Origin of the sequence: Streptomyces sp. NPDC059897 (genome assembly GCF_042730865.1) — a bacterium.
Classification (GTDB): Bacteria; Actinomycetota; Actinomycetes; order Streptomycetales; family Streptomycetaceae; genus Streptomyces.
The window spans coordinates 95,814-114,603 of the sequence record NZ_JBHWKQ010000008.1 but is presented as its reverse complement, the minus strand read 5'-3'; the positions used below and the strand labels follow the sequence as shown (position 1 = coordinate 114,603).

Annotated in this window: 19 protein-coding genes; 2 read left to right on the top strand and 17 right to left on the bottom strand. The window is 70.8% G+C overall.

Annotated features, from left to right (window positions below; all coding sequences use genetic code 11):
- Positions 1-9: 9 nt before the first annotated feature.
- From ACFV9W_RS11805 to ACFV9W_RS11735, 15 genes are all read right to left on the bottom strand, one after another.
- Positions 10-366, bottom strand: coding sequence for a hypothetical protein (locus tag ACFV9W_RS11805; RefSeq protein ID WP_385758398.1), 357 nt, complete (start codon positions 364-366; stop codon positions 10-12).
- Positions 338-1,141 (bottom strand): ABC transporter ATP-binding protein, encoded by an 804-nt coding sequence (locus ACFV9W_RS11800; protein ID WP_385758395.1) that lies wholly within the window; start codon positions 1,139-1,141, stop codon positions 338-340. The genes ACFV9W_RS11805 and ACFV9W_RS11800 overlap by 29 nt, the downstream gene beginning before the upstream one ends.
- A gap of 22 nt (positions 1,142-1,163) precedes the next feature.
- Positions 1,164-1,982 (bottom strand): ABC transporter permease, encoded by an 819-nt coding sequence (locus tag ACFV9W_RS11795; protein ID WP_385758392.1) that lies wholly within the window; start codon positions 1,980-1,982, stop codon positions 1,164-1,166.
- A complete protein-coding gene (locus ACFV9W_RS11790) occupies positions 1,982-2,839 on the bottom strand; it encodes an ABC transporter permease (protein WP_385758389.1) in 858 nt (285 codons plus the stop codon). Before ACFV9W_RS11790 ends, ACFV9W_RS11795 begins: the two co-directional genes overlap by 1 nt.
- Positions 2,836-3,978, bottom strand: a complete 1,143-nt coding sequence (locus ACFV9W_RS11785; protein ID WP_385758386.1) for an ABC transporter substrate-binding protein — start codon at positions 3,976-3,978, stop codon at positions 2,836-2,838. The genes ACFV9W_RS11790 and ACFV9W_RS11785 overlap by 4 nt, the downstream gene beginning before the upstream one ends.
- Before the next feature lie 15 nt (positions 3,979-3,993).
- Positions 3,994-4,968 carry a sugar kinase gene (locus tag ACFV9W_RS11780; protein ID WP_385758383.1) on the bottom strand — a complete coding sequence of 325 codons (975 nt, stop codon included), beginning with the start codon at positions 4,966-4,968 and terminating at the stop codon, positions 3,994-3,996.
- A 7-nt stretch (positions 4,969-4,975) separates the two neighbouring features.
- Positions 4,976-5,629 carry an RraA family protein gene (locus tag ACFV9W_RS11775; protein WP_385758380.1) on the bottom strand — a complete coding sequence of 218 codons (654 nt, stop codon included), beginning with the start codon at positions 5,627-5,629 and terminating at the stop codon, positions 4,976-4,978.
- 67 nt (positions 5,630-5,696) lie between these two features.
- Positions 5,697-6,689, bottom strand: coding sequence for a LysR family transcriptional regulator (locus tag ACFV9W_RS11770; protein WP_385758378.1), 993 nt, complete (start codon positions 6,687-6,689; stop codon positions 5,697-5,699).
- Positions 6,690-6,785: 96 nt separating this feature from the next.
- Positions 6,786-7,289 (bottom strand): 2,4'-dihydroxyacetophenone dioxygenase family protein, encoded by a 504-nt coding sequence (locus ACFV9W_RS11765; protein ID WP_385758375.1) that lies wholly within the window; start codon positions 7,287-7,289, stop codon positions 6,786-6,788.
- Between the two features lie 48 nt (positions 7,290-7,337).
- Positions 7,338-8,066, bottom strand: coding sequence for an SDR family NAD(P)-dependent oxidoreductase (locus tag ACFV9W_RS11760; RefSeq protein ID WP_385758372.1), 729 nt, complete (start codon positions 8,064-8,066; stop codon positions 7,338-7,340).
- Between the two features lie 145 nt (positions 8,067-8,211).
- Entirely contained in the window at positions 8,212-9,360 is a 1,149-nt protein-coding gene (gene dgoD, locus ACFV9W_RS11755; protein WP_385758369.1) for a galactonate dehydratase, read from the bottom strand.
- A 39-nt stretch (positions 9,361-9,399) separates the two neighbouring features.
- Entirely contained in the window at positions 9,400-10,290 is an 891-nt protein-coding gene (locus ACFV9W_RS11750) for a carbohydrate ABC transporter permease (RefSeq protein WP_385758366.1), read from the bottom strand.
- Positions 10,287-11,270 (bottom strand): carbohydrate ABC transporter permease, encoded by a 984-nt coding sequence (locus ACFV9W_RS11745; RefSeq protein WP_385758363.1) that lies wholly within the window; start codon positions 11,268-11,270, stop codon positions 10,287-10,289. Before ACFV9W_RS11745 ends, ACFV9W_RS11750 begins: the two co-directional genes overlap by 4 nt.
- Positions 11,267-12,598, bottom strand: a complete 1,332-nt coding sequence (locus ACFV9W_RS11740; RefSeq protein ID WP_385758360.1) for an ABC transporter substrate-binding protein — start codon at positions 12,596-12,598, stop codon at positions 11,267-11,269. The genes ACFV9W_RS11745 and ACFV9W_RS11740 overlap by 4 nt, the downstream gene beginning before the upstream one ends.
- 74 nt (positions 12,599-12,672) lie before the next feature.
- Positions 12,673-14,664, bottom strand: coding sequence for a beta-galactosidase (locus ACFV9W_RS11735; protein ID WP_385758357.1), 1,992 nt, complete (start codon positions 14,662-14,664; stop codon positions 12,673-12,675).
- Positions 14,665-14,833: 169 nt separating this feature from the next.
- On the opposite strand from ACFV9W_RS11735, the gene ACFV9W_RS11730 reads away from it, so the two are divergent.
- Both ACFV9W_RS11730 and ACFV9W_RS11725 read left to right on the top strand, forming a co-directional pair.
- Positions 14,834-15,601, top strand: coding sequence for an SDR family NAD(P)-dependent oxidoreductase (locus tag ACFV9W_RS11730; RefSeq protein WP_385758354.1), 768 nt, complete (start codon positions 14,834-14,836; stop codon positions 15,599-15,601).
- Positions 15,602-15,672: 71 nt separating this feature from the next.
- Entirely contained in the window at positions 15,673-16,407 is a 735-nt protein-coding gene (locus tag ACFV9W_RS11725; protein WP_385758351.1) for a FadR/GntR family transcriptional regulator, read from the top strand.
- A gap of 47 nt (positions 16,408-16,454) precedes the next feature.
- On the opposite strand, the gene kdgD is transcribed toward ACFV9W_RS11725, so the two are convergent.
- Together kdgD and ACFV9W_RS11715 are read right to left on the bottom strand one after the other, a co-directional pair.
- Positions 16,455-17,369: a 5-dehydro-4-deoxyglucarate dehydratase gene (kdgD, locus tag ACFV9W_RS11720; protein WP_385758348.1), complete on the bottom strand. Its 915-nt coding sequence runs from the start codon at positions 17,367-17,369 to the stop codon at positions 16,455-16,457.
- A gap of 205 nt (positions 17,370-17,574) precedes the next feature.
- Entirely contained in the window at positions 17,575-18,744 is a 1,170-nt protein-coding gene (locus tag ACFV9W_RS11715) for a mandelate racemase/muconate lactonizing enzyme family protein (protein WP_385758686.1), read from the bottom strand.
- Between the last annotated feature and the right edge of the window lie 46 nt (positions 18,745-18,790).

Sequence of the window (18,790 nt, the reverse complement as noted above, 5' to 3'; positions counted from 1 at the left end):
CACGCGGGTTCAGCGCGGCGCTCCCGGTGGTGCCTCGATGTGCTCGATCCAGTACTCGCGGGTCAGCGCGTCCACACCGGCCGGCGCCACCCCGCGCAGATGTACCACGTCGCCGTCCGTGCCCGCGATCCGGCCGTGCTTCTGCAGCTGCAGGATGTGGTACCGCTCCGGCTTGAAGCCGAGCTCGACGTCGACGGCGAACCGGCCCCGGGTGTCGCGGAGTTCACCGACTCCCGGGCCGACCTTCCCGGTGGCCTGCACGCTCAGCCACACCTGGTAGGCGACGACCAGCAGCACCACCACCGCGATCTTGCGCAGCGTGGGGCTCTTCGCGGTTCTACGCAGAAGTGACGACGTCGGCGGCACCGTCCTCATCCCCTTCCCCTGCCAGCAACGCGTTGACCCGGTCCACTGCGGCCCGGAACTCCGGCAGCGTCACGGCGGTGTCCCAGCGCCTGGGCCGGGGCAGCTCGACGTCGACGATCTCCCTGACCCTGCTGGGGCGGCGGGTGAGCACCACGACGCGGTCGGAGAGGAACACCGCCTCGTCGACGTCGTGCGTGACGAAGAAGACCGTCGGGCGGCGGCTCTCGAAGATGCCGGTGAGGTCTTCCTGCAGCTTGCGGCGGGTCTGCGCGTCGATGGAGGCGAACGGCTCGTCCATGAGCATCACCGCCGGTTCGTTGGCCAGTACGCGGGCCACGCCGAGCCGCTGCTGCATGCCGCCGGACAGCTCGTGCGGATAGCGGTGCTCGAAGCCGCCCAGGCCGACCAGATCGAGGAACTCCCTTGCGCGGGCCGCACGTTCCGTCTTCGCCACCCCGCGCATGCGGGGACCGAAGGCGACGTTGCCGAGCACCGTCTTCCACGGGAAGAGCGCATGGCTCTGGAACACCACACCCCGGTCGGGCCCCGGCCCGTGCACGGGCGCGCCGTCCACGGACACGGTGCCGCCGCTCGCCTCGACGAACCCGGCGACGATGTTGAGGACGGTGGTCTTGCCGCAGCCGCTCGGCCCGAGGACCGACACGAACTCGCCCTCCTGGACGCCGAAGGAGACCTCGTCGATCGCCGTGACCTCCTCGCCGCTGTAGTCGTCCGCGTACGCCTTGCGCAGCTTGCTGATCTCCAGAGCGGTCATGAGTCGTTCTCCCAGCAGCTCATCAGTCGGCCTCCAACCTGCGTACCATTCCCCAGCGTTCGACGGTCGCCCGCTCGAACGGGGCCAGAATCAGCGCGTCCAGCGCGTACCAGAGCGCGCCGAGGACGACCATGCCGAGGAAGACCTGGCTGATGTCGCCGACCCGGCGCGCGTCGAACATCATGTAGCCGATCCCGCTGGTGCCGACGATGATCTCGGCGGCCACCAGGGCCCGCCAGCCGTAGCCGAGCCCGGTGCGGATGCCGCCCGCCACCGACGGCAGCGAGCCCGGCACGATCACCTCGACGAACACCCGCCACCGCCCGGCCCCGAGGCTCCGCGCCGCCCGCACCAGCTCGCGCGGCACCTGCTCGACCCCCGCGACGACGCTGAGCATCAGCGGGAAGACGATGGTGTAGACGATCACGAAGGTGACGGCGGTCAGGCTGAAGCCGAACCAGACGATGACGATCGGCAGCCACGCGATGTCCGCGATGGCCTGGAAGAACAGCAGGATCGGCCAGAAGAAGCGGCGCAGCCGGCCGATCATCGCGACGGCGAAGCCCAGCGGCAGGCCGATGAGCAGCCCGAACCCGACGCCGTACGCGAGGCGGGTCAGGGAGTCGGAGAGATAGCCCGGCAGGATCCCCTTCTCCAGGAGACCGCCGAGCGTCGAGAGCACGGTGCCGGGGCCCGCGAAGAACGAGCGGGGGAACACCTCGAACTCGGCCAGCAGCCACCACAGGGCGACGACCGGCACGAACGGGCCCAGCGTGCGGACCGTGCCGCTGCGCGACAGGCGTCGCCACACGGGCACGGTCGCCGTGGACAGTGCGGCCATCAGCGGTTCACCCCCGTCATGCCCCAGCGCTCCACCGTGCGCCGTTCGAGCGGCGCGAGCAGCAGCCGGTCCATCAGCAGCCACAGCACCCCGATGATCACCATCGAGGCGATGATGACGTCGGTGCGGAAGTACTTCTGCGCCTGGAACAGCGCGTAGCCGAGGCCCGCGCTGCCCGCGATGATCTCGGCGGCCACGAGCCCGCGCCAGCCGTACCCGAGACCCACGCGCAGCCCGGTCACGATGCTCGGCAGGGCGCCCGGCAGCAGGATCTCCCAGAACATCCGCACCCGCCCCGTCCCCAATGAGCGGGCGGCGCGCAGGAGTTGGACCGGGATCTGGCGCACGCCCAGCATCGCGTTGTACGTCAGCGCGAAGAACATCGCGTTCCACACGATGAAGATCACCGCACGGTCGCCGTAGCCGAACCACAGTGTCGCCACCGGGATCCACGCGATGCCCGCGAGCGCCACCGAGAACCGCAGCAGCGGCGCGAAGAACGCGGACAGCGCGCGGCTCGACCCGAGGGCGATGCCGAAGGGCAGCGCGGTCACCAGCGCGAGCACGATCCCGAGGCCCATCCGCCGCAGACTCGCGCCCAGATGCCGGACCAGATCGCCGCTCGCCGCCATGTCACCGAGCGCCCGAAACACGTCGGTCACCTGAGGGAACACCCGCAGCGGCGTCCCCGTGACGGCCACCGCCACCGCCCACGCGACGACGAGCACGGCGAGCGGCCCGAGGAACCAGAGCGCGCGGCCGAGGCGGGAGCCGCGCCGCTTGCGGGGCTTTCGCGCAGGGCGTGGCACGGCGGCCGCCGGGCGCGCGGGAGCCTCCTTCGTCGTCGGCGGGGTCACGACGGGCAGGCCTTCGAGGCGCTCGCCCGGTCGAAGCGGTACCCGCCCTCGACGGCCGCCGCCTTCGGTACGTCGGGCAGGTCCCGGAACAGCTTCGGGTTCGCCGCCATCACCTTGAGGATCGGCTTCGGGTCGAAGTACTCGTCGACGTCGAATCCGGCCTTGACGGCGCCCTGCCCGGCGAGCAGGCGGGCCTGGGTGTCGAGGGCCAGGTAGTTGCAGGCGGAGAAGCGCGGGTCGAGCTGCTTCACGTTGTGCTTCATCGCCTCCACGGCCACCGCCTTCTTCGTGCCGGGCAGCCACCGGGTCGCGGAGTCGGCCGCGTCCTCGGGGTTCTCCCGCATCCACTGGTCGGTGCGCGCCCGCGCGGTGAGGAACCGCTCCACGACCTCCGGGTGCTTCTTCACGTACGAGGGGGTGGTGACGATGTAGCCGATGAACGGGATGTGGCCGCCGCCGCGCAGCACCTCCTTGGCGCCGTCGACCTGGTCGACGATGGTGATGGGGAACGGGTCCCAGACGATCGCGGCATCGATGCCGCCGGTCTTCAGAGCGACCGCCATGTCCGGGGGCTCGGTGTTCACGATCTTGACGTCGCCGGTCCTCAGGCCGGCCTCCCGCAGCAGGCCGAGCAGATAGAGGTGGTTGATGGAGCCCTCGGAGACCCCGATCTTCTTGCCGCGCAAGGTCGTGAGGTCCTTGCCGTCCACGCCGGACCCGGCTGCCGCGACGACGGCCATCGTCTCGTCGATGCTCTTCTGGCTGGACGAGCCGGTGTAGTTGCCGACCAGGGACAGGTCGATGCCCTTTTGCGCGGCGGCGATCGCGGGCGTGCCGACCTGGATGAAGTCGACCTCGCCCGCTTGCAGCGCGTTGAGCGCGTCGACCCCGGTCGGGTACGGCTGGGCCAGCTTCACGTTGAGGTTCTGTTCGTCGAAGTACCCGGCCTCCACGCCGGACGGCAGGCCTATCTGGTCGACGGCGGACACATATCCGGCTCTGACGCGGGTCGGCGCCGCCGCGCCCGCGCCGGACGCACCCTCTACGGCGTCGTCCACGGTGGAACCGTCGGAACACCCCGCGAGCAGCAGGATTCCCGAGCATGCCGCCACGGCGACGTGGCGTTTGGCGCGAACCATTGGCTTCTCAACTCCTCATCGGACCGGTGTGTTTGCTGACGGTGGTGGCCGGTCGGCGCCCTGGGCGTGCCGAGCGGCGTCGATGTCCTCGCGACGCGGGATGGGGGTGACGGCGCCGGGCCCCGTCGTGGTGAGCGCCGCGGCGACCGCCGCGTACCGGGCGGCCTCCTCGGGGGTGCCTCCGGCGAGGAGGTGGGCCGCGAAGGCGCCGTCGAAGGTGTCACCGGCGCCGGTGGTGTCGACCGGGTCGACGGGGTGCGGCGGGATGCGGGTGACTTTCCCGGCGTGTGCGAGGAGCGCCCCCTGGTCGCCCATCTTCAGGGCCACGATCGAGGGTCCGCGCCGCACGAACTCCGTGAGGACGTCGTCCGGCGCGTGCAGCCCGGTGAGCAGCCGCCCCTCGGCGAGGTTCGGCAGCGCGATGTCGCACAGCTCGATGCTGCGCCAGGCCACCGCCCGGGCCCGTTCGGCGGGCCACAGGGCGGGCCGGATGTTGGGGTCGTAGCTGACCAACGTGCCGTTGTCGCGGGCCAGTCGCATCGCGTGGAAGGCCGCGTCGCAGGCGGAGGTGGAGATCGCCTGGGTGATGCCGCTCAGGTGCAGCAGGCGGGCTCGCGCGATCTCCTCGGCCGGCATGTCGGCGGGTGCGAGGCGGCTCGCGGGGGACCGCGCCCGGTAGTACGTGAAGGAACTCTCGGTCGGCGCACGGGCGATGAAGTAGATGCCGGTCCGCCCGTCCGGCTCGCGGATCACGTGCTCGGTCGAGACACCTTCCCGCTCCCACAGCCGCAGGAAGGAGGCGCCGAAGTCGTCGTCGCCGATGCGCGTGATGTATCCGGTGTCGGCGCCGGAACGGCGTGCGGCCACGCAGAAGTTGGAGGTGTCGCCGCCGTGCCCCACGGTGAAGGAGGTGCCCGCGCCGACCGGGCCCGGAGCGTCCGCGGACGTGTTGAACTCGAGGAGCGGCTCACCGGCCGCGAGGATGTCCACGCCGGCCTCAGATCCGGTGGTACTTCTCGAGCCCGCCCTGGAGCGAGCCCGATTCCAGGATCAGGGCGGTCTGTTCGCGCTCCCGCCGCTCGATCTCCCGCGCCGCGTCGAGGACTTGCGGCACACGCTCCGCGGGTACGCACACCACGCCGTCGCTGTCCGCGACGATCAGATCGCCGGGGTACACCCGCGTACCGCCCATCTCCACCGGCTCGTTGAGGCTGACCGTGCGGTAGCGGCCGACGGTGGTGGCCGGGACGCCGCCGTGGGCGTAGACGGGGAAGTGCGGGTAGTCGCGGCGGATCTCCTCGATGTCGCGGACACCCGCGTCGAGGACCGCGCCCGCGACGCCGTTGGCGACGGCGCCCGCGCTCATCAGGCCGCCCCACACCGCGACGTCGGCGCCGCCCGCCGCGATGCAGACGACGCTGCCCGGCGCCGACTCGTCGATGGCCCGCAGCGCGTGCTCCGGCGGGGCCGGCTCGGGCGAGGGCACCTCCAGGACGGTGACGGCCGGGCCGACGAGCTTGCCCGGCAGCACCTGGCGGATGGTGCCGGAGAGATAGCCGCGCGCTCCGAACTGCTCGACCGCGTCGGCGACGGACGCCGTGGCGAGCGGGCGGAACGCCTCGATGGTCTCGGGGGAGAAGGAGTTGGCCATGCGGGATGTGCTCCTGTCCAGGTCGGCGAATCGACTGGGGCAACCGTAGGAGCGCACTGATGGACCGTCAGTGTTCGGTCGCGAATGCGGCTATTCGACTAGCGGATGGCGCGGGCGCGGCCGGGGCGGACGGGGTGGCCCACGGCCAGGTGGGACCCGGCAGCAGGTCGAGGCACTCGCGTACGGCGGCGACCGCTGGCGACTCCTCGCCGGCCCGCCACCAGGTGGCGACGGCCCGCTCGCACCCGGCGTCGCGGATCGGTACGAGGGTCACGCCCGCCGTGTCGGCGGTGGTCATGGCGAGGGCGTTGGTGACACCGACGCCGAGCCCGTGCCGGACCAGGGAGATCAGTGTCTGCGGCTGGTTCGTGCGTTCGCGGATCACCGGCTGCAGGCCGAGGTTGGCGAAGGCGAGACTGGTCTCGTACTGGCGGCTGTGGCCGTCGTCGCTCTCCCCGATGCTGATCACCGGCTGTGTCACCGTCTGTGCGAGCGCCACCTCGTGCGCGCCGGCCAGCGGGTGGTCGGTGCGGAAGACCGCGACGAGCGGTTCGCGCCACAGCACCCGGTTGGCCACCTTGTCGGAGCTGACGAGCGGGTGCAGCGGTCTGACGGCCAGGTCGACGCCCCCGTCGACGAGCTGCTCGCCCAGGTCCAGGCTCGGCCCCTCGTGCAGGACGAGCCGCACCCGCGGATGCGCGGCGCGCAGGGCCCGCACCGCCCGCGGGTACAGATGGGCGGCGGCGCTCGGATAGCAGCCGAGCCGGACCGTCCCGCACACCGCGCCCTCGGTGCTCTCGGCCATCAGGTCGAGCCGCCGCAGGATCTCCTCGGCGTGCGGCAGCAGCCCCCGCCCCTCCGGGGTGAGCGTCGCGGGCTGCACGGACCGGTCCACGAGCCGTCGGCCCACGAGCCGTTCCAGCGCGGCGATGTGGCTGCTCACCCGCGGCTGGGAGCGGTAGAGGGTCTTCGCGGCGGCGGAGAAGCTGCCGTGCCGGGCGACCGCCACGAAGCTGACGATCCAGTCGATGCGGTAGTGGTGCACGCTTGCGAGGTCCATGACGCCTCCAGTCACCGAGATCGACCGGAACGCTACCCTCGGTGAGCCGCCAAAAGAATGGTGCGTGATCACCCCATCCGCGGTTCTTCCCGGGCATCAGCGGATGAACTGGTCCACGTACTCCGCTCCGAGGCCCACCTTGTCGTAGTGCTCCCGGCACATCTCGATCTTCGTGAAGGTGTCCTCGTAGCCGATCTGGACGCCGTCCTCGTCGACGTAGGCCATCGCTCCCGTGATGTTGAAGCACGTGATCATCTCGGCGCAGTCCTCGGGCACGGCGAGCGTGTGGATCTCGCCGGGCGGCTCGTAGACGAAGTGGCCCGCCTCGGCGACCCATTCGTGCTCGTAGTAGTGCCACTTGCCCTTGATGACATAGCCGAAGACGACGCCCGGGTGCCGGTGCCGGGACACGATGCCGGCGGCGGTCACCTTCAGCAGGTTGCACCACTGCCCGGTCACCGTGTTGAACATCAGCGGCCGGAACCACACGTTCGGCGCCTGCGGCACCCACACCCGCTCGTCCTCGGGCAGCGCCGCCACGGCGATCTCCGGCGGCACGACGGAGGAGACGGGAATGACCGGGCCTCGGCTCTGTGTCATGACGTCACATTCCTTTCCAGATAAGGGTGTTGAGTGGACCGGCCGGGCTCACGCGGCGAGATATCCGCCGTCCACCGCGAGCACGGCCCCCGTGATGAACCCGGCGTCCGGGCCCGCGAGGAAGGCGACGGCCCCCGCGATCTCCGCGGGTGTGCCCCAGCGCCCCATCGGGGTGCGGTCGATGATGCGGCGGCTGTTCTCCGGGTCCTCCTGCAGAGCCCGCGTGAGCGGGGTGCGGATCCAGCCGGGCGCCACCGCGTTGACCCGGATGCCCTGGTCCGCCCAGGCGACGGCGAGGGACTTCGTCAGCTGCATCACCCCGCCCTTGCTGGAGCTGTACGCGGGCACCTTGGGGCCGCCGAAGTAGCTCAGCATGGAGGCGACGTTGACGATGCAGCCGCCGGTGTCGGCGAGCGCCTTGCGGGCCGCGACGCAACTGCGCATCGTCCCGGTGAGGTTGACGCCGATGACGTCGGCGAAGACATCCGGTTCGTACTCCCGGCCGCGGGCGATCACCCCGGCCGCGTTGACCAGCACATCGAGTCCGTCGAGTCCGTCGAGGAAGGTGTTCAGCGCGTCCGCCCGCGTGACGTCGAGCTCCACGGCCCGTACATCCGACGGCAGTTCGCCCGCGCACCGGTCCGCGTCGAGTCCCGCGACGACGACCTCGTCCCCGTCGGCGGCGAAGCGCCGTGCGATCGCGGCACCGATGCCGCTCGTCCCACCGGTGACCACCACGGTCCGCCCACCGGGCCCCGCCGTCTCGTCCTGGTGCACATGTGCCCCCTTCTGTCTCCGGCTCGGAAGCGACCGCGAGCGCGATCACCTCCGAGTCGACCACGGGGGATGTTCAGGCGTCAGTTCTCATACGTGGGGGGAATGAGGGCCATTCGGATGCGAGGCCCTCCCCGGTGCGGGGGCCTCACCACTCCGCGAACGACCCGTCCCCATGCCGCCACACCGGGTTGTGCCAGCTCGCCGTCGAACCGTCCGCCGCGCGGACCGCCTTTTCGTCGATGCGGATGCCGAGGCCCGGGAGGGTGGGGCGGGTGAAGTGGCCCTCGTGGAAGCGGAAGACCTCGGGGTCGGCCACGTAGTCGAGGAGCTCGGCGCCGTTGTTGTAGTGCATGCCGACGGACTGTTCCTGGATGAGGAAGTTCGGTGTGCAGAAGGCCAGTTGGAGGCTGGCCGCCAGGGCGACGGGGCCGAGCGGGCAGTGCGGGGCGACCAGGGCGTCGAAGGTCTCGGCGAGGGAGGCGATGCGCCGGGACTCCGAGATGCCGCCCGCGTGCGAGAGGTCCGGCTGGACCACCGCGACCCCCGACTGGAGCGCCGGGAGCACCTCCGTACGGGAGTACAGCCGCTCGCCCGTCGCGATCGGCGTCGTCGTGGAGTCGACCACCCGGCCGATGCGGTGCGTGTGCTCGGGCAGCACCGGCTCCTCGATGAACATCGGGCCGTAGGGGGCGAGGGCCTGCGCCGCCCGGACCGCGCCCGCCACCGTGAAGCGGCCGTGGAGGTCGACCGCGAAGTCGCCCTCGGGGCCCAGGACCTCGCGGGCCACCGCGGCGCGCTCCGTCATGGCGTCGAGCTCGGCGACGGTCGGGAGGCGGTTCGTGCGGCCCGAACCGTTCATCTTGACCGCAGTGAAACCCGTTGCGGCCTGGGCGGCGATCTGGTCGCGCAGCTCGGCCGGTTCGTCGCCGCCCACCCAGCAGTAGGCGCGCACCCGTTCGCGTACCGGACCGCCGAGCAGTTGGTGCACGGGCGCGCCGTACGCCTGGCCCGCGATGTCCCACAGCGCCTGGTCGAGGCCCGCGACGGCGCTGGAGAGGACAGGACCGCCACGGTAGAACGAGCCCTTCGTCATCAGCTGCCAGTGGTCCTCGACGCGCAGCGGGTCCGCGCCGAGGAGGAACTGGTCGGCGAGCTCGTGGACGGCCGTGCGGACGGTGTCGGCGCGGCCCTCCACCACGGGCTCGCCCCAGCCGATGAGACCGTCGTCCGTCTCGATCCGGCACATCAGCCAGCGCGGCGGGACGGCGAAGGTCTCGACTCGGGTGATCTTCAAGCCTGGTGCTCCCTTTCTCTCTCTCGACCTCTTCTGCCGTTACTCCTTGACGCTGCCCTCGGTCAGACCCGTGCGCCAGAAGCGCTGCAGGACGAGCATCGCGACGGCCAGCGGGATGACGGAGACGAAGGCGCCGCCGATGGTGTACTGCGTCAGCTCCGGGACCCGGTCCGCGGCCTGCTGCCAGGTGACCAGGCCGAGCGTGATCGGGTACTTCCGGTCGTCGGAGAGCATCACCAACGGCAGGAAGTAGTTGTTCCAGATGTGCACGAACTGGAAGAGGAAGACCGTGACGAGCGCCGGCGTCATGATGCGCAGGACGAGGGTGGCGAAGATCCGCTCCTCGCCCGCGCCGTCCACCCGCGCCGCCTCCAGGAGCGAGTCCGGGATGGAGGCCTCCGCGTAGATCCGGCACAGGTACACGCCGAAGGGGGAGACGATGCTGGGGATCAGGACCGCCCAGTACGTGTCCGTCAGGTGCAGCTTGCTGAAGAGGAGGTACAGGGGGAGGGCGAGTGCCGTGGAGGGGAGCAGGACGCCCGCCAGGACGAACTTGAAGACCGCCTCGCGGCCCCGGAACCGGTACTTCGCGAGCGCGAAGCCGGCCGCCGCGGAGAACAGCGTGGCGAGCACCGCGCCCACCCCCGCGTACAGCAGCGAGTTCAGTGCCCACTGGAGATAGACGTGGTGGTCGTAGGAGAAGACGTTGCCCAGGTTGTGCAGCAGCTGCGGGTTGTCGAACCAGAAGCCGAACGAGCCGTAGAGGCTGTCGTTGTTCTTCGTCGCCGCGACGACCAGCCAGTACACAGGGACGAGGAAGTAGATCGCGGCGATGGTGAGGACCGCGACCAGTACGATCCGGCCCGGCGTGAAGCGGCGCTTCCGGTCGGTGGTCACGCGCTCGCGCTGTTTGACGTCGACGGCGCTCATCGCTCGCTCCTCTGCTTGCGGGTGACGAGGCTCAGGAAGCCGAAGGACAGGACCATCGCGACGACGGCGAGGATCACGGACTTGGCCGCGGCCACATAGATGTTGGCGTTGGAGAAGGCGTCGAAGTACGCGCTGAGGTTCGGCGTGTAGTCGGGGGTGACGGCCGGCGCGATCTTCTTCAGGACGAGCGGCTCGGCGAACAGCTGCATCGTGCCGATGATGGAGAACACGCAGGTGAGGACGAGGGCCGGGCGGACGAGGGGGATCTTGACGCGCAGCGCGATCTGCCAGGGCCCGGCGCCGTCGATCCGAGCGGCCTCGTACAGCTCCTCGGGGATCGACTTCAGCTGGGCGACGATGATCAGCATGTTGTAGCCCGCGAACTCCCAGATCACGATGTTCGCGATGGACCACAGCACGTTGTCGGGGCCGAGGAAGTCCGGCTGGAAGCCCAGGTCGCCGAGCATCTCGGTGATCGGGCTGATGCCGGGCACGTACAGGAAGCCCCACAGGATCGTCGCGATGACGCCGGGGATGCCGTACGGGAGGAAGTACGTCGCCCGCATCAGGCCGGCCCAGCGGTCGGAGATCTGGTCGAGCAGCAGCGCGAGGACCAGCGCGAGCAGCAGCATCACCGGGACCTGCACGATGCCGAAGAGCAGCACCCGGCCGAAGCCCTCGAGGAACGCGTCCTGTTGGAGCGCGATCGCGTAGTTGTCGAGGCCGCCGAAGACGACCTCGGGGGAGCCGAGGCCGAGCGGTCCGGAGCGCTCGACCTTCAGCATGCTCTGGTAGATCGCGTAGAACACCGGGATGATCATCGCGAACAGGTAGACCGCGAGGAACGGTCCGAGGAACAGCCACGCCTTGCGGTCGGGCCTGGCCCGCCGGTTGCGGCGCCTGGCGGGCTTCGGGTCCGCGGCCGTGCCCGCCGAGCCCTTGTCGCCGGGGCGCGCGGACTTCACGGACGATGTCGTCATCGTGCGCTCCTCGCCTTGAGTCCCTTGGCCTTGAGGTCGTCGACGAACTTGGTCTGCGCGTCCTTCAGCGCGTCCACGAACGTGCCCTTGCCCGCGAGGGCGAGCGCCAGGTTGTCCTGGATGTGGGTGAAGGACTGCGTGGTGGTCGGCGCGTACCGCCAGGACGTGTCGACGTTGCGGTCGGAGGTCTGGAAGACCTCGTTGTAGCGCTGGCCGCCGAAGAACGGGTCGGGCTTGCCGAGCGGCGTCTTCGGAAGGTCGATCTTCGCCGCCGGCCAGCCGTACCCGGCCTCGATCAGCAGCTTCATGCTGTCCGGGTCGGTGTTCAGCCAGTGCGCGAACTTCAGTGCCTCCACCGGGTGTTGGGAGCCCTGGAGGATCGCGGTGGACGAGCCGCCCCAGTTCGAGGAGGCGTGCGCGCCCGCCTCCCACTGCGGCAGTTCGGCCACCGCCCACTTGCCCTTGGTGCGCGGGGCGTTGCCGCGGATCAGCGCGTCGTACCACTGCGCGCCCGGCCAGGTCGCCAACTGCCCGGTCTGCAGGCCCTTGTAGAAGGCGCTCTGCGCGTCCTGCGTCTGCAGGGTGAAGCGGTCGCGGACCATGCCGTCCCAGTAGTCGGCGACTTCAAGGGACTCCGGAGACGTCAGGTCGACGATCCAGGTGTCTCCCTCGGTGCGCACCCAGTGGGCGCCGCGCTGCCAGGGGAAGGAGGCCCACCACTGGGCGTTGGACGGCGGGAAGGCCGTGATGTACGAGCCGTGCTTCTTGGCCTTCTTCGCCACGGCGCGGTACTCGTCCCAGGTCCGGGGTGCCTCGGCGCCCCATTCCTCCAAGAGATCCTTGCGGTAGAACAGGCCCATGGGGCCTGACGCCTGCGGGATCGCGTACGTCTCGCCCGCGAAGACGCCCTGCTTCCACTGCCAGTCGACGTAGTGCTCCTTGAGCTTGTCCGCCCCGAAGGCGCTCAGGTTCGTCAGGCCGCCCTCCAGCATGAACTCGGGCAGCGCGTAGTACTCGACCTGGGCGAGGTCCGGCGGGTTGCCGGCCTTCAGGGAGGCGTGCATCTTCTGGTAGCCGCCGGAGGTGTTGGCGGGCACCATCTGCGCGACGACCTGGATGTCCGGGTTGCGCTTGTTCCACAGGGCGACCGCCTTCTGCAGCGGCACCCAGGTCCAGATCCTGAGGGTGACCTTCTGGCCCGGCTTGCGGCCGTGGTCCTTCGACATGCGGGCGGCGCCGGCGGTTTCGCCACAGGCCGCTACCGCGGGGGTGGCGGCGGTTGCTGCGGCCCAGGTGAGGACTTTTCGCCGGGTGGGTGGTTGAGGCATCTGACCTCCTTGTCAGTGCGCGATTGCGGCCGCACGGCGTTGCGGTCGAGGGGCTCTGCCCCGGACCCCGCTGCTCAATCGCCGCAGGGGCTTGATTCGAGTACGGCCACGCCGTAGGGCGGCAGTGTGATGCGAGTGGTGGGGGTTGCGTCGGTCGCGAGGCGGTCGCGCATCGGTGCGGGGAGAGCGACCGTCGCCTCGTCCTTCCCGTGGTTCAGCAGGAACAGGAAGCGGCCGGTCGCGCCCTCGCGTACGGTCGCCTGCACCGCTGTGGGGAGGTTCGGGAGGACGGGGGCTACCCCGGCTTGCGCGCGCACCCTGTCCAACAGGGCCCGCAGCGCCGCCGGTTCGAGGCGGGTGCCGACGTACCAGGACGTGCCGGCGCCGTACGAGTGGCGGGTCACCGCCGGGCGGTCCGCGAGTTCGCCGTCCTCGAAGCGGGCGACGGCTTCGGCGCCCTCCAGGTCGATGGCCTCGGACCACAGGTCGGCCCGGCCTGTCAACTCGCCTCGTACGGTGAGGTGTTGGCCCTCGTCGAGCGGCCAGAACTCCTCCGTGCGGATGCCCAGCAGTCGCCGCAAGTGGGCCGGGTAGCCGCCGAGTTCGACCCGGTCGCAGTCGTCGACGATGCCGGAGAAGAAGGACACGACGAGGTGCCCGCCGCCCTCGACGTAGGCCGCGAGCCGCTCGGCGTTCTCCTGGCTGAGCAGGTACAGGTTCGGCACGACGACGAGCTGGTACGAGGACAGGTCGCGGTCCGGCGGGACGATGTCGCACGGCACGCCTGCGTCGAACAGGGCGCGGTGGTGCGCGAGGTTGATGTCGGTCTGGTTCAGGGCCGTGGAGGGGTGCGAGTCCAGTTCCAGGGCCCACCAGCTGTTCCAGTCGGTGAGCAGCGCGGCGTCGGCGGTCGAGCGGGTGCCCGCGATCTCTGGGACGGACGCCAACTCCCGCCCGAGGTCGGACACTTCGCGGAAGATACGGGTGTCGGTACCGGCGTGCGGCACCATCGCCGAGTGGTACTTCTCGGCGCCGCCGCGCGACTGGCGCCACTGGAAGTAGAGGACCGCGTCGGCTCCCTGCGCGACGGCCTGCCAGCTCCACAGGCGCATCCGGCCGGGCTGCTTCGGGCTGTTGCGGGGCCGCCAGTTGACCGCGCTGGGCGCCTGCTCCAGGAGCAGCCAGGGCTGTCCGCCGCGCGCGGAGCGCATCAGGTCGAAGTTGTACGCGGCCGTGAGGTGCGGGTCCGCCTCGTACGGGTCCTGGTAGTGGTCGAGCGCCATCACGTCCATGTGCCGCGACCAGGCGAACGCGTCGACCGGCTTGTGGTTCGGCATCAGGTTCGTGGTGATCGGCACGCCCGGTGTGACGTGGCGCAGGACCGCCTCCTCGGCGAGGTAGCACTGGCGCAGCGCGTCGTCGCTGAAGCGCCAATAGTCCAGCTGCTGGGCCGGGTTGGCGAAGGTCGGGGCGAGGCGTGGCGGCAGGACCTCGTCGAAGTCGTCGTAGCGCTGCGACCAGAAGGCCGTGGACCAGGCCTCGTTGAGGGCGTCCACGGTTCCGTACCGCTCGCGCAGCCAGCGGCGGAAGTCGGCGGCCGACACGTCGCAGTAGCACTGGCGGGTGTGGCAGCCGTACTCGTTGCCGATGTGCCAGGTGTCCAGAGCCGGGTGACCGGCGTAGCGGGTCGCGAGCCGCTCGACGAGGCGGGTGGCGTGCTCCCGGTAGACCGGGCTGGAGGGGCAGTAGTGCTGGCGGCCGCCGGGCCACTTGCGCCGGCCGTCCTCGGTCTCCGGGAGGACCTCCGGGTGCAGGCGCGAGAGCCACGGCGGAGGGGACGCGGTCATGGTGGCCAGGCAGACCCGGATGCCCGCGTCGGCGAGGTCGTCCATGACACGGTCGAACCAGCCGAAGTCGTACTCGCCCGGCCGGGGTTCGACCTTGGCCCAGGAGAAGATCCCGGCCGTGACCATGGTGACCCCGGCCTCCTTCATCAGCCGGGTGTCCTCGGCCCTGACCTCCTCGGGCCACTGCTCGGGGTTGTAGTCGGCGCCGAAGTGGAGCATCGCACCTCACTCGATCCGTTGGATTCGCTGGTCGTGCCCGGTCTGTTCAATCCATTAATTAGGAATTAACGTGGCGGAATATAGGAGCGTGAACGGAGGGGGTCAAGCCCCTGAACAGGCGAACCGCGGATGACCATGTTTACGGGTCACCGGAACCAGGAGGCAGCCCATGACAGCCCCGCGTGCCACCGACCGCTTCGCCGGGCGGACCGCCGTCGTGACCGGAGCCGCCGCGGGCATCGGCGCCGCCACCGCGCGCCGGCTCGCCGCGGAGGGCGCCGCCGTCGTGCTCGCCGACATCGACGAGAAGCACGGGTCCGAGGTGGCCGAGGAGATCGGGCGGGACGGCGCCCGCGCGGCGTTCGTGCCCGCCGACGTCGCCCGCGAGGAGTCCTGGCGGGAGGTGCTGACCGCCGCGCACACCTTCGGTCCCGTCGCGGTCCTGGTCAGCAACGCCGTGAAGATCGAGGTCGCCCCCGCGCACGAGACCTCGCCCGAGTCCTGGAACCGTCAGCTGTCCATCGGGCTCACCGCCGCGTTCCTCGGCGTACGGACCTGCCTGGACGACCTGCGCGAGCAGGACGGAGCGGTGGTCCTCGTCTCGTCCGTGCACGCCCGGCACGGCATCCCCGGGCACCCCGCGTACGCGGCGGCCAAGGGCGGACTGCTGTCGCTGAGCAGTCAGCTCGCCGTGGAGTACGGGCCGTCGGTGCGCGTCAACACGGTGCTGCCGGGGCCGATCCTGACCGGGGTGTGGGACCGGGTCCCGCAGGACGAGCGGGAGGCGAGCGTCGCCGGGACCGCCGCCCGCCGCTTCGGCAGCCCCGACGAGGTGGCGTCCGCGATCGCCTTCCTCGCCTCGCCCGACGCCTCGTACGTGACCGGGACGAGCCTGGTGGTCGACGGCGGATGGAGCGTGGTGAAGTCATCGGCGTGAACACGGGGTGAACGTCGGCCGCCCCGGAGATACTTGGCGGGCCGAGACTTCGAGAGAACAGCAGGTAGGACATGGCGGGGTACGCGCGCCGCGGAGTGCACGGGCAGACCGTGGAGACCATCGCGCACCGGGTGCTGAGCGGCCGGATCGGGGAGGGCGACACCCTCGACCTCGGCGCGCTCCAGGACGAACTCGGCGTCAGCCTCACCGCGTTGCGGGAATCCCTGAAGGTGCTCGCCGCGAAGGGCATGGTCGACGCCCGGCAGAAGCGCGGCACCTTCGTGCGGCCCCGCGCGGACTGGCATCTGCTCGACGCGGACGTGCTGCGCTGGCAGTTCGAGTCGGTGGACGGGGGCCTCGCGGCGGCCCCGGGCAATCCGCTGCTCGGCGACCTGGACGAGGTGCGCGGCATCGTCGAGCCCGCCGCGGTCCGGCTCGCCGCGCGCCGCCGCACGGCGGACGATCTGGCGGCGCTGGACGCGGCGCTCGAGGCGATGGGCGAGGAGGGCGAGGACGGCGCGGCCCACGCGGTCGAGGCGGACCTCGCCTTCCACGGTGCGCTGCTGCGGGCCTCCCACAACGAACTGCTCGAGCGGATGGAGATGGTGATCGCGGCGGGCCTCGCCCACCGCGACCGCCTCGTGCACGGCATGGGCCGCCACCCCAAGGACCCGGTCCCGAGCCACCGGGCGGTCCTGGAGGCGGTGCGGGCGGGGGATCCGGATGGGGCGGAGGCCGCGATGCGTACGTTGCTTGAGCAGGCGGCGCGGGACCTGGAGCGAATTTCTAGCCCCTGCGGCGATTGAGCAGCGGGGTCCGGGGCGGAGCCCCGTGACGTGGCGGCGAAGGTGCCTCAGACGCGTTCGATGAGCCCGCTCAGCTCGGAGAGTTCCGGCTCCGTCAGGTCGGTAAGAGGGGGCCGGACCGGGCCCGCAGGGTGACCCGTCGCTGTCATGCCCGCCTTGACGATACTGACCGCGTAACCCGCCTTGCGGTTGCGGAGCTCCGTGTACGGGAGCACGAAGTCGCGCAGGTGCTTGAGAACGGTGGCGTGGTCCCGGCCGCGGACGGCGGCGTAGAAGTCGAGCGCGAACTCCGGCAGGAAGTTGAAGATGGCCGACGAGTAGGTGGTGACGCCGAGTTCGAGGTACGGGAGCGCGTACATCTCCGCGGTCGGCAGCCCGCCGACGTAGGTGAAGCGGTCGCCGAGCCGCGTGTAGATGCGGGTCATGGCGTCGATGTCGCCGACGCCGTCCTTGTAGCCGATCAGGTTCGGGCAGGACTCGGCGACGCGGGCCAGGGTGTCCGCGCTGTACTGGGCGTTGGCCCGGCCGTAGACGATGACACCGAGGTCCGTCGCCTTGCAGACCGCTTCGACGTGCTCGGCGAGGCCGTCCTGCGAGGCCTCCGTCAGGTAGGGCGGGAAGAGCAACAGGCCGTCGGCGCCCGCCCGTTCGGCCGCCCGCGCGTACTCGATCGCGGTTCGCGTGCCGTATCCGGCCGGGGCGAGGATCGGGGTGCCCTCGGGCGCCGCCTGCACGGCCGCCGTCACCACTCGGTCCGTCTCGGCGGCGGTGAGCGAGAAGTACTCGCCGGTGCCGCCCGCGGCGAAGAGCCCGCCGACCTCGTACGCCGACAGACGCTCGATGTTGGCGCGGTAGGCGGCCTCGTCGAACGCGAGGTCGTCGGCCGTGAAGTGGGTGACGGGGAAGGAGAGCAGGCCCGAGCCGATGCGCTGGCCGAGCTCCGACGGGGTGAACGAGGACATGGGTGGTCTGCTCCTGCGGGGTGGTGAGGTCGGTGAAGAGCGGGTGTGAGTACGACATTACGAGGCGTCACTCATGCGCGTCCAACACTGTTTTTGCATCCACTGATACCCGCACAGTATGGAGAGGTGCTCCGGACATGGCTCTGGCGCGGGCCCCGCGCTGTCCGTCAGCGGGGCCCGCGCCAGAGGGCGGGGGAGCGGCGGGTTACGGGCGGGCGCCGACCTCGTGGGTCGCGACCGTCCACGCGCGGGCCTGCTCGCTCAGGGTGATGCCGAGGCCCGGCCGGGAGGAGACGTGCATCCGGCCGTCGCGGGTCTCCAGGCGCTCGTTGAACAGCGGCTCCAGCCAGTCGAAGTGCTCGACCCACGGCTCGATCGGGTAGGCGGCGGCGAGGTGGAGGTGGATCTCCATCGCGAAGTGCGGGGCCAGTTGCAGGTTGTGGTGCTCGGCGAGGCCGGCCAGCTTGAGGAACTGGGTGATGCCGCCGATGCGCGGGGCGTCGGGCTGGATGATGTCGCAGGCGTTCGCCTTGATCAGCTCGACGTGTTCGGCGACCGAGGCGAGCATCTCGCCGGTGGCGACGGGGGTGTCGAGCGAGGCGGCGAGCGCGGCGTGGCCCTCGGCGTCGTAGGCGTCGAGCGGCTCCTCGATCCAGACGAGGCCGAACTCCTCCATGGCCCGGCCCATGCGCTGGGCGGTCGGCCGGTCCCACTGCTGGTTGGCGTCGACCATCAACGGCACGTCGTCGCCGATGTGTTCGCGTACGGCGGTCAGGCGGGCGAGGTCGGCCTTGCGGTCCGGGTTGCCGACCTTGATCTTGATGCCGCCGATGCCGCTGGCCAGGGACGCGGTGGCGTTCTCGAGGACCTGCTCGGTCGGCGTGTGCAGGAAGCCGCCGGAGGTGTTGTAGGTCTGCACCGAGTCGCGGTGGGCGCCGAGCAGCTTCGCGAGCGGCAGCCCGGCCCGCTTGGCCTTGAGGTCCCACAGGGCGATGTCGATGGCGGCGATGGCCTGCGTGGCGACGCCGCTGCGGCCGACGGAGGCACCGGCCCACACCAGCTTCGTCCACAGGCGGCCGATGTCGCTGGGGTCCTCGCCGATCAGGTTGTCGGCGATCTCCTTGGCGTGCGCGAACTGGGCGGGGCCGCCCGCGCGCTTGGAGTAGCCGAAGCCGATGCCGGAGTGGCCCCCGGTGGTCTCGATCTCCGCGAACAGGAAGACGACCTCGGTCATCGGCTTCTGCCGGCCGGTGAGCACCTTGGCGTCGCTGATGGGCGTCGCGAGGGGCAGCGTGACGGAGGAGAGCTTGATCCGGGCGATGGTGTCGAGGGTCGCCTCGCCCTGACGGGAGGCGGCTGAACTGGCTGCGGGCATGCTGGTCGCCACTGCGAATCCCTGGGGGTGTGAGCCGATGATTCCC

What these genes read in the sequence shown, in the direction of transcription:
- ACFV9W_RS11770 (WP_385758378.1), bottom strand. Translation starts at nt 6,689, where the DNA reads ATGGACCTCGCAAGCGTGCACCACTACCGCATCGACTGGATCGTCAGC.
- ACFV9W_RS11800 (WP_385758395.1), bottom strand. Translation starts at nt 1,141, where the DNA reads ATGACCGCTCTGGAGATCAGCAAGCTGCGCAAGGCGTACGCGGACGAC.
- ACFV9W_RS11795 (WP_385758392.1), bottom strand. Translation starts at nt 1,982, where the DNA reads ATGGCCGCACTGTCCACGGCGACCGTGCCCGTGTGGCGACGCCTGTCG.
- ACFV9W_RS11740 (WP_385758360.1), bottom strand. Translation starts at nt 12,598, where the DNA reads ATGCCTCAACCACCCACCCGGCGAAAAGTCCTCACCTGGGCCGCAGCA.
- ACFV9W_RS11745 (WP_385758363.1), bottom strand. Translation starts at nt 11,270, where the DNA reads ATGACGACATCGTCCGTGAAGTCCGCGCGCCCCGGCGACAAGGGCTCG.
- ACFV9W_RS11730 (WP_385758354.1), top strand. Translation starts at nt 14,834, where the DNA reads ATGACAGCCCCGCGTGCCACCGACCGCTTCGCCGGGCGGACCGCCGTC.
- ACFV9W_RS11735 (WP_385758357.1), bottom strand. Translation starts at nt 14,664, where the DNA reads ATGCTCCACTTCGGCGCCGACTACAACCCCGAGCAGTGGCCCGAGGAG.
- ACFV9W_RS11785 (WP_385758386.1), bottom strand. Translation starts at nt 3,978, where the DNA reads ATGGTTCGCGCCAAACGCCACGTCGCCGTGGCGGCATGCTCGGGAATC.
- ACFV9W_RS11750 (WP_385758366.1), bottom strand. Translation starts at nt 10,290, where the DNA reads ATGAGCGCCGTCGACGTCAAACAGCGCGAGCGCGTGACCACCGACCGG.
- ACFV9W_RS11775 (WP_385758380.1), bottom strand. Translation starts at nt 5,629, where the DNA reads ATGGCCAACTCCTTCTCCCCCGAGACCATCGAGGCGTTCCGCCCGCTC.
- ACFV9W_RS11715 (WP_385758686.1), bottom strand. Translation starts at nt 18,744, where the DNA reads ATGCCCGCAGCCAGTTCAGCCGCCTCCCGTCAGGGCGAGGCGACCCTC.
- kdgD (WP_385758348.1), bottom strand. Translation starts at nt 17,369, where the DNA reads ATGTCCTCGTTCACCCCGTCGGAGCTCGGCCAGCGCATCGGCTCGGGC.
- ACFV9W_RS11765 (WP_385758375.1), bottom strand. Translation starts at nt 7,289, where the DNA reads ATGACACAGAGCCGAGGCCCGGTCATTCCCGTCTCCTCCGTCGTGCCG.
- ACFV9W_RS11725 (WP_385758351.1), top strand. Translation starts at nt 15,673, where the DNA reads ATGGCGGGGTACGCGCGCCGCGGAGTGCACGGGCAGACCGTGGAGACC.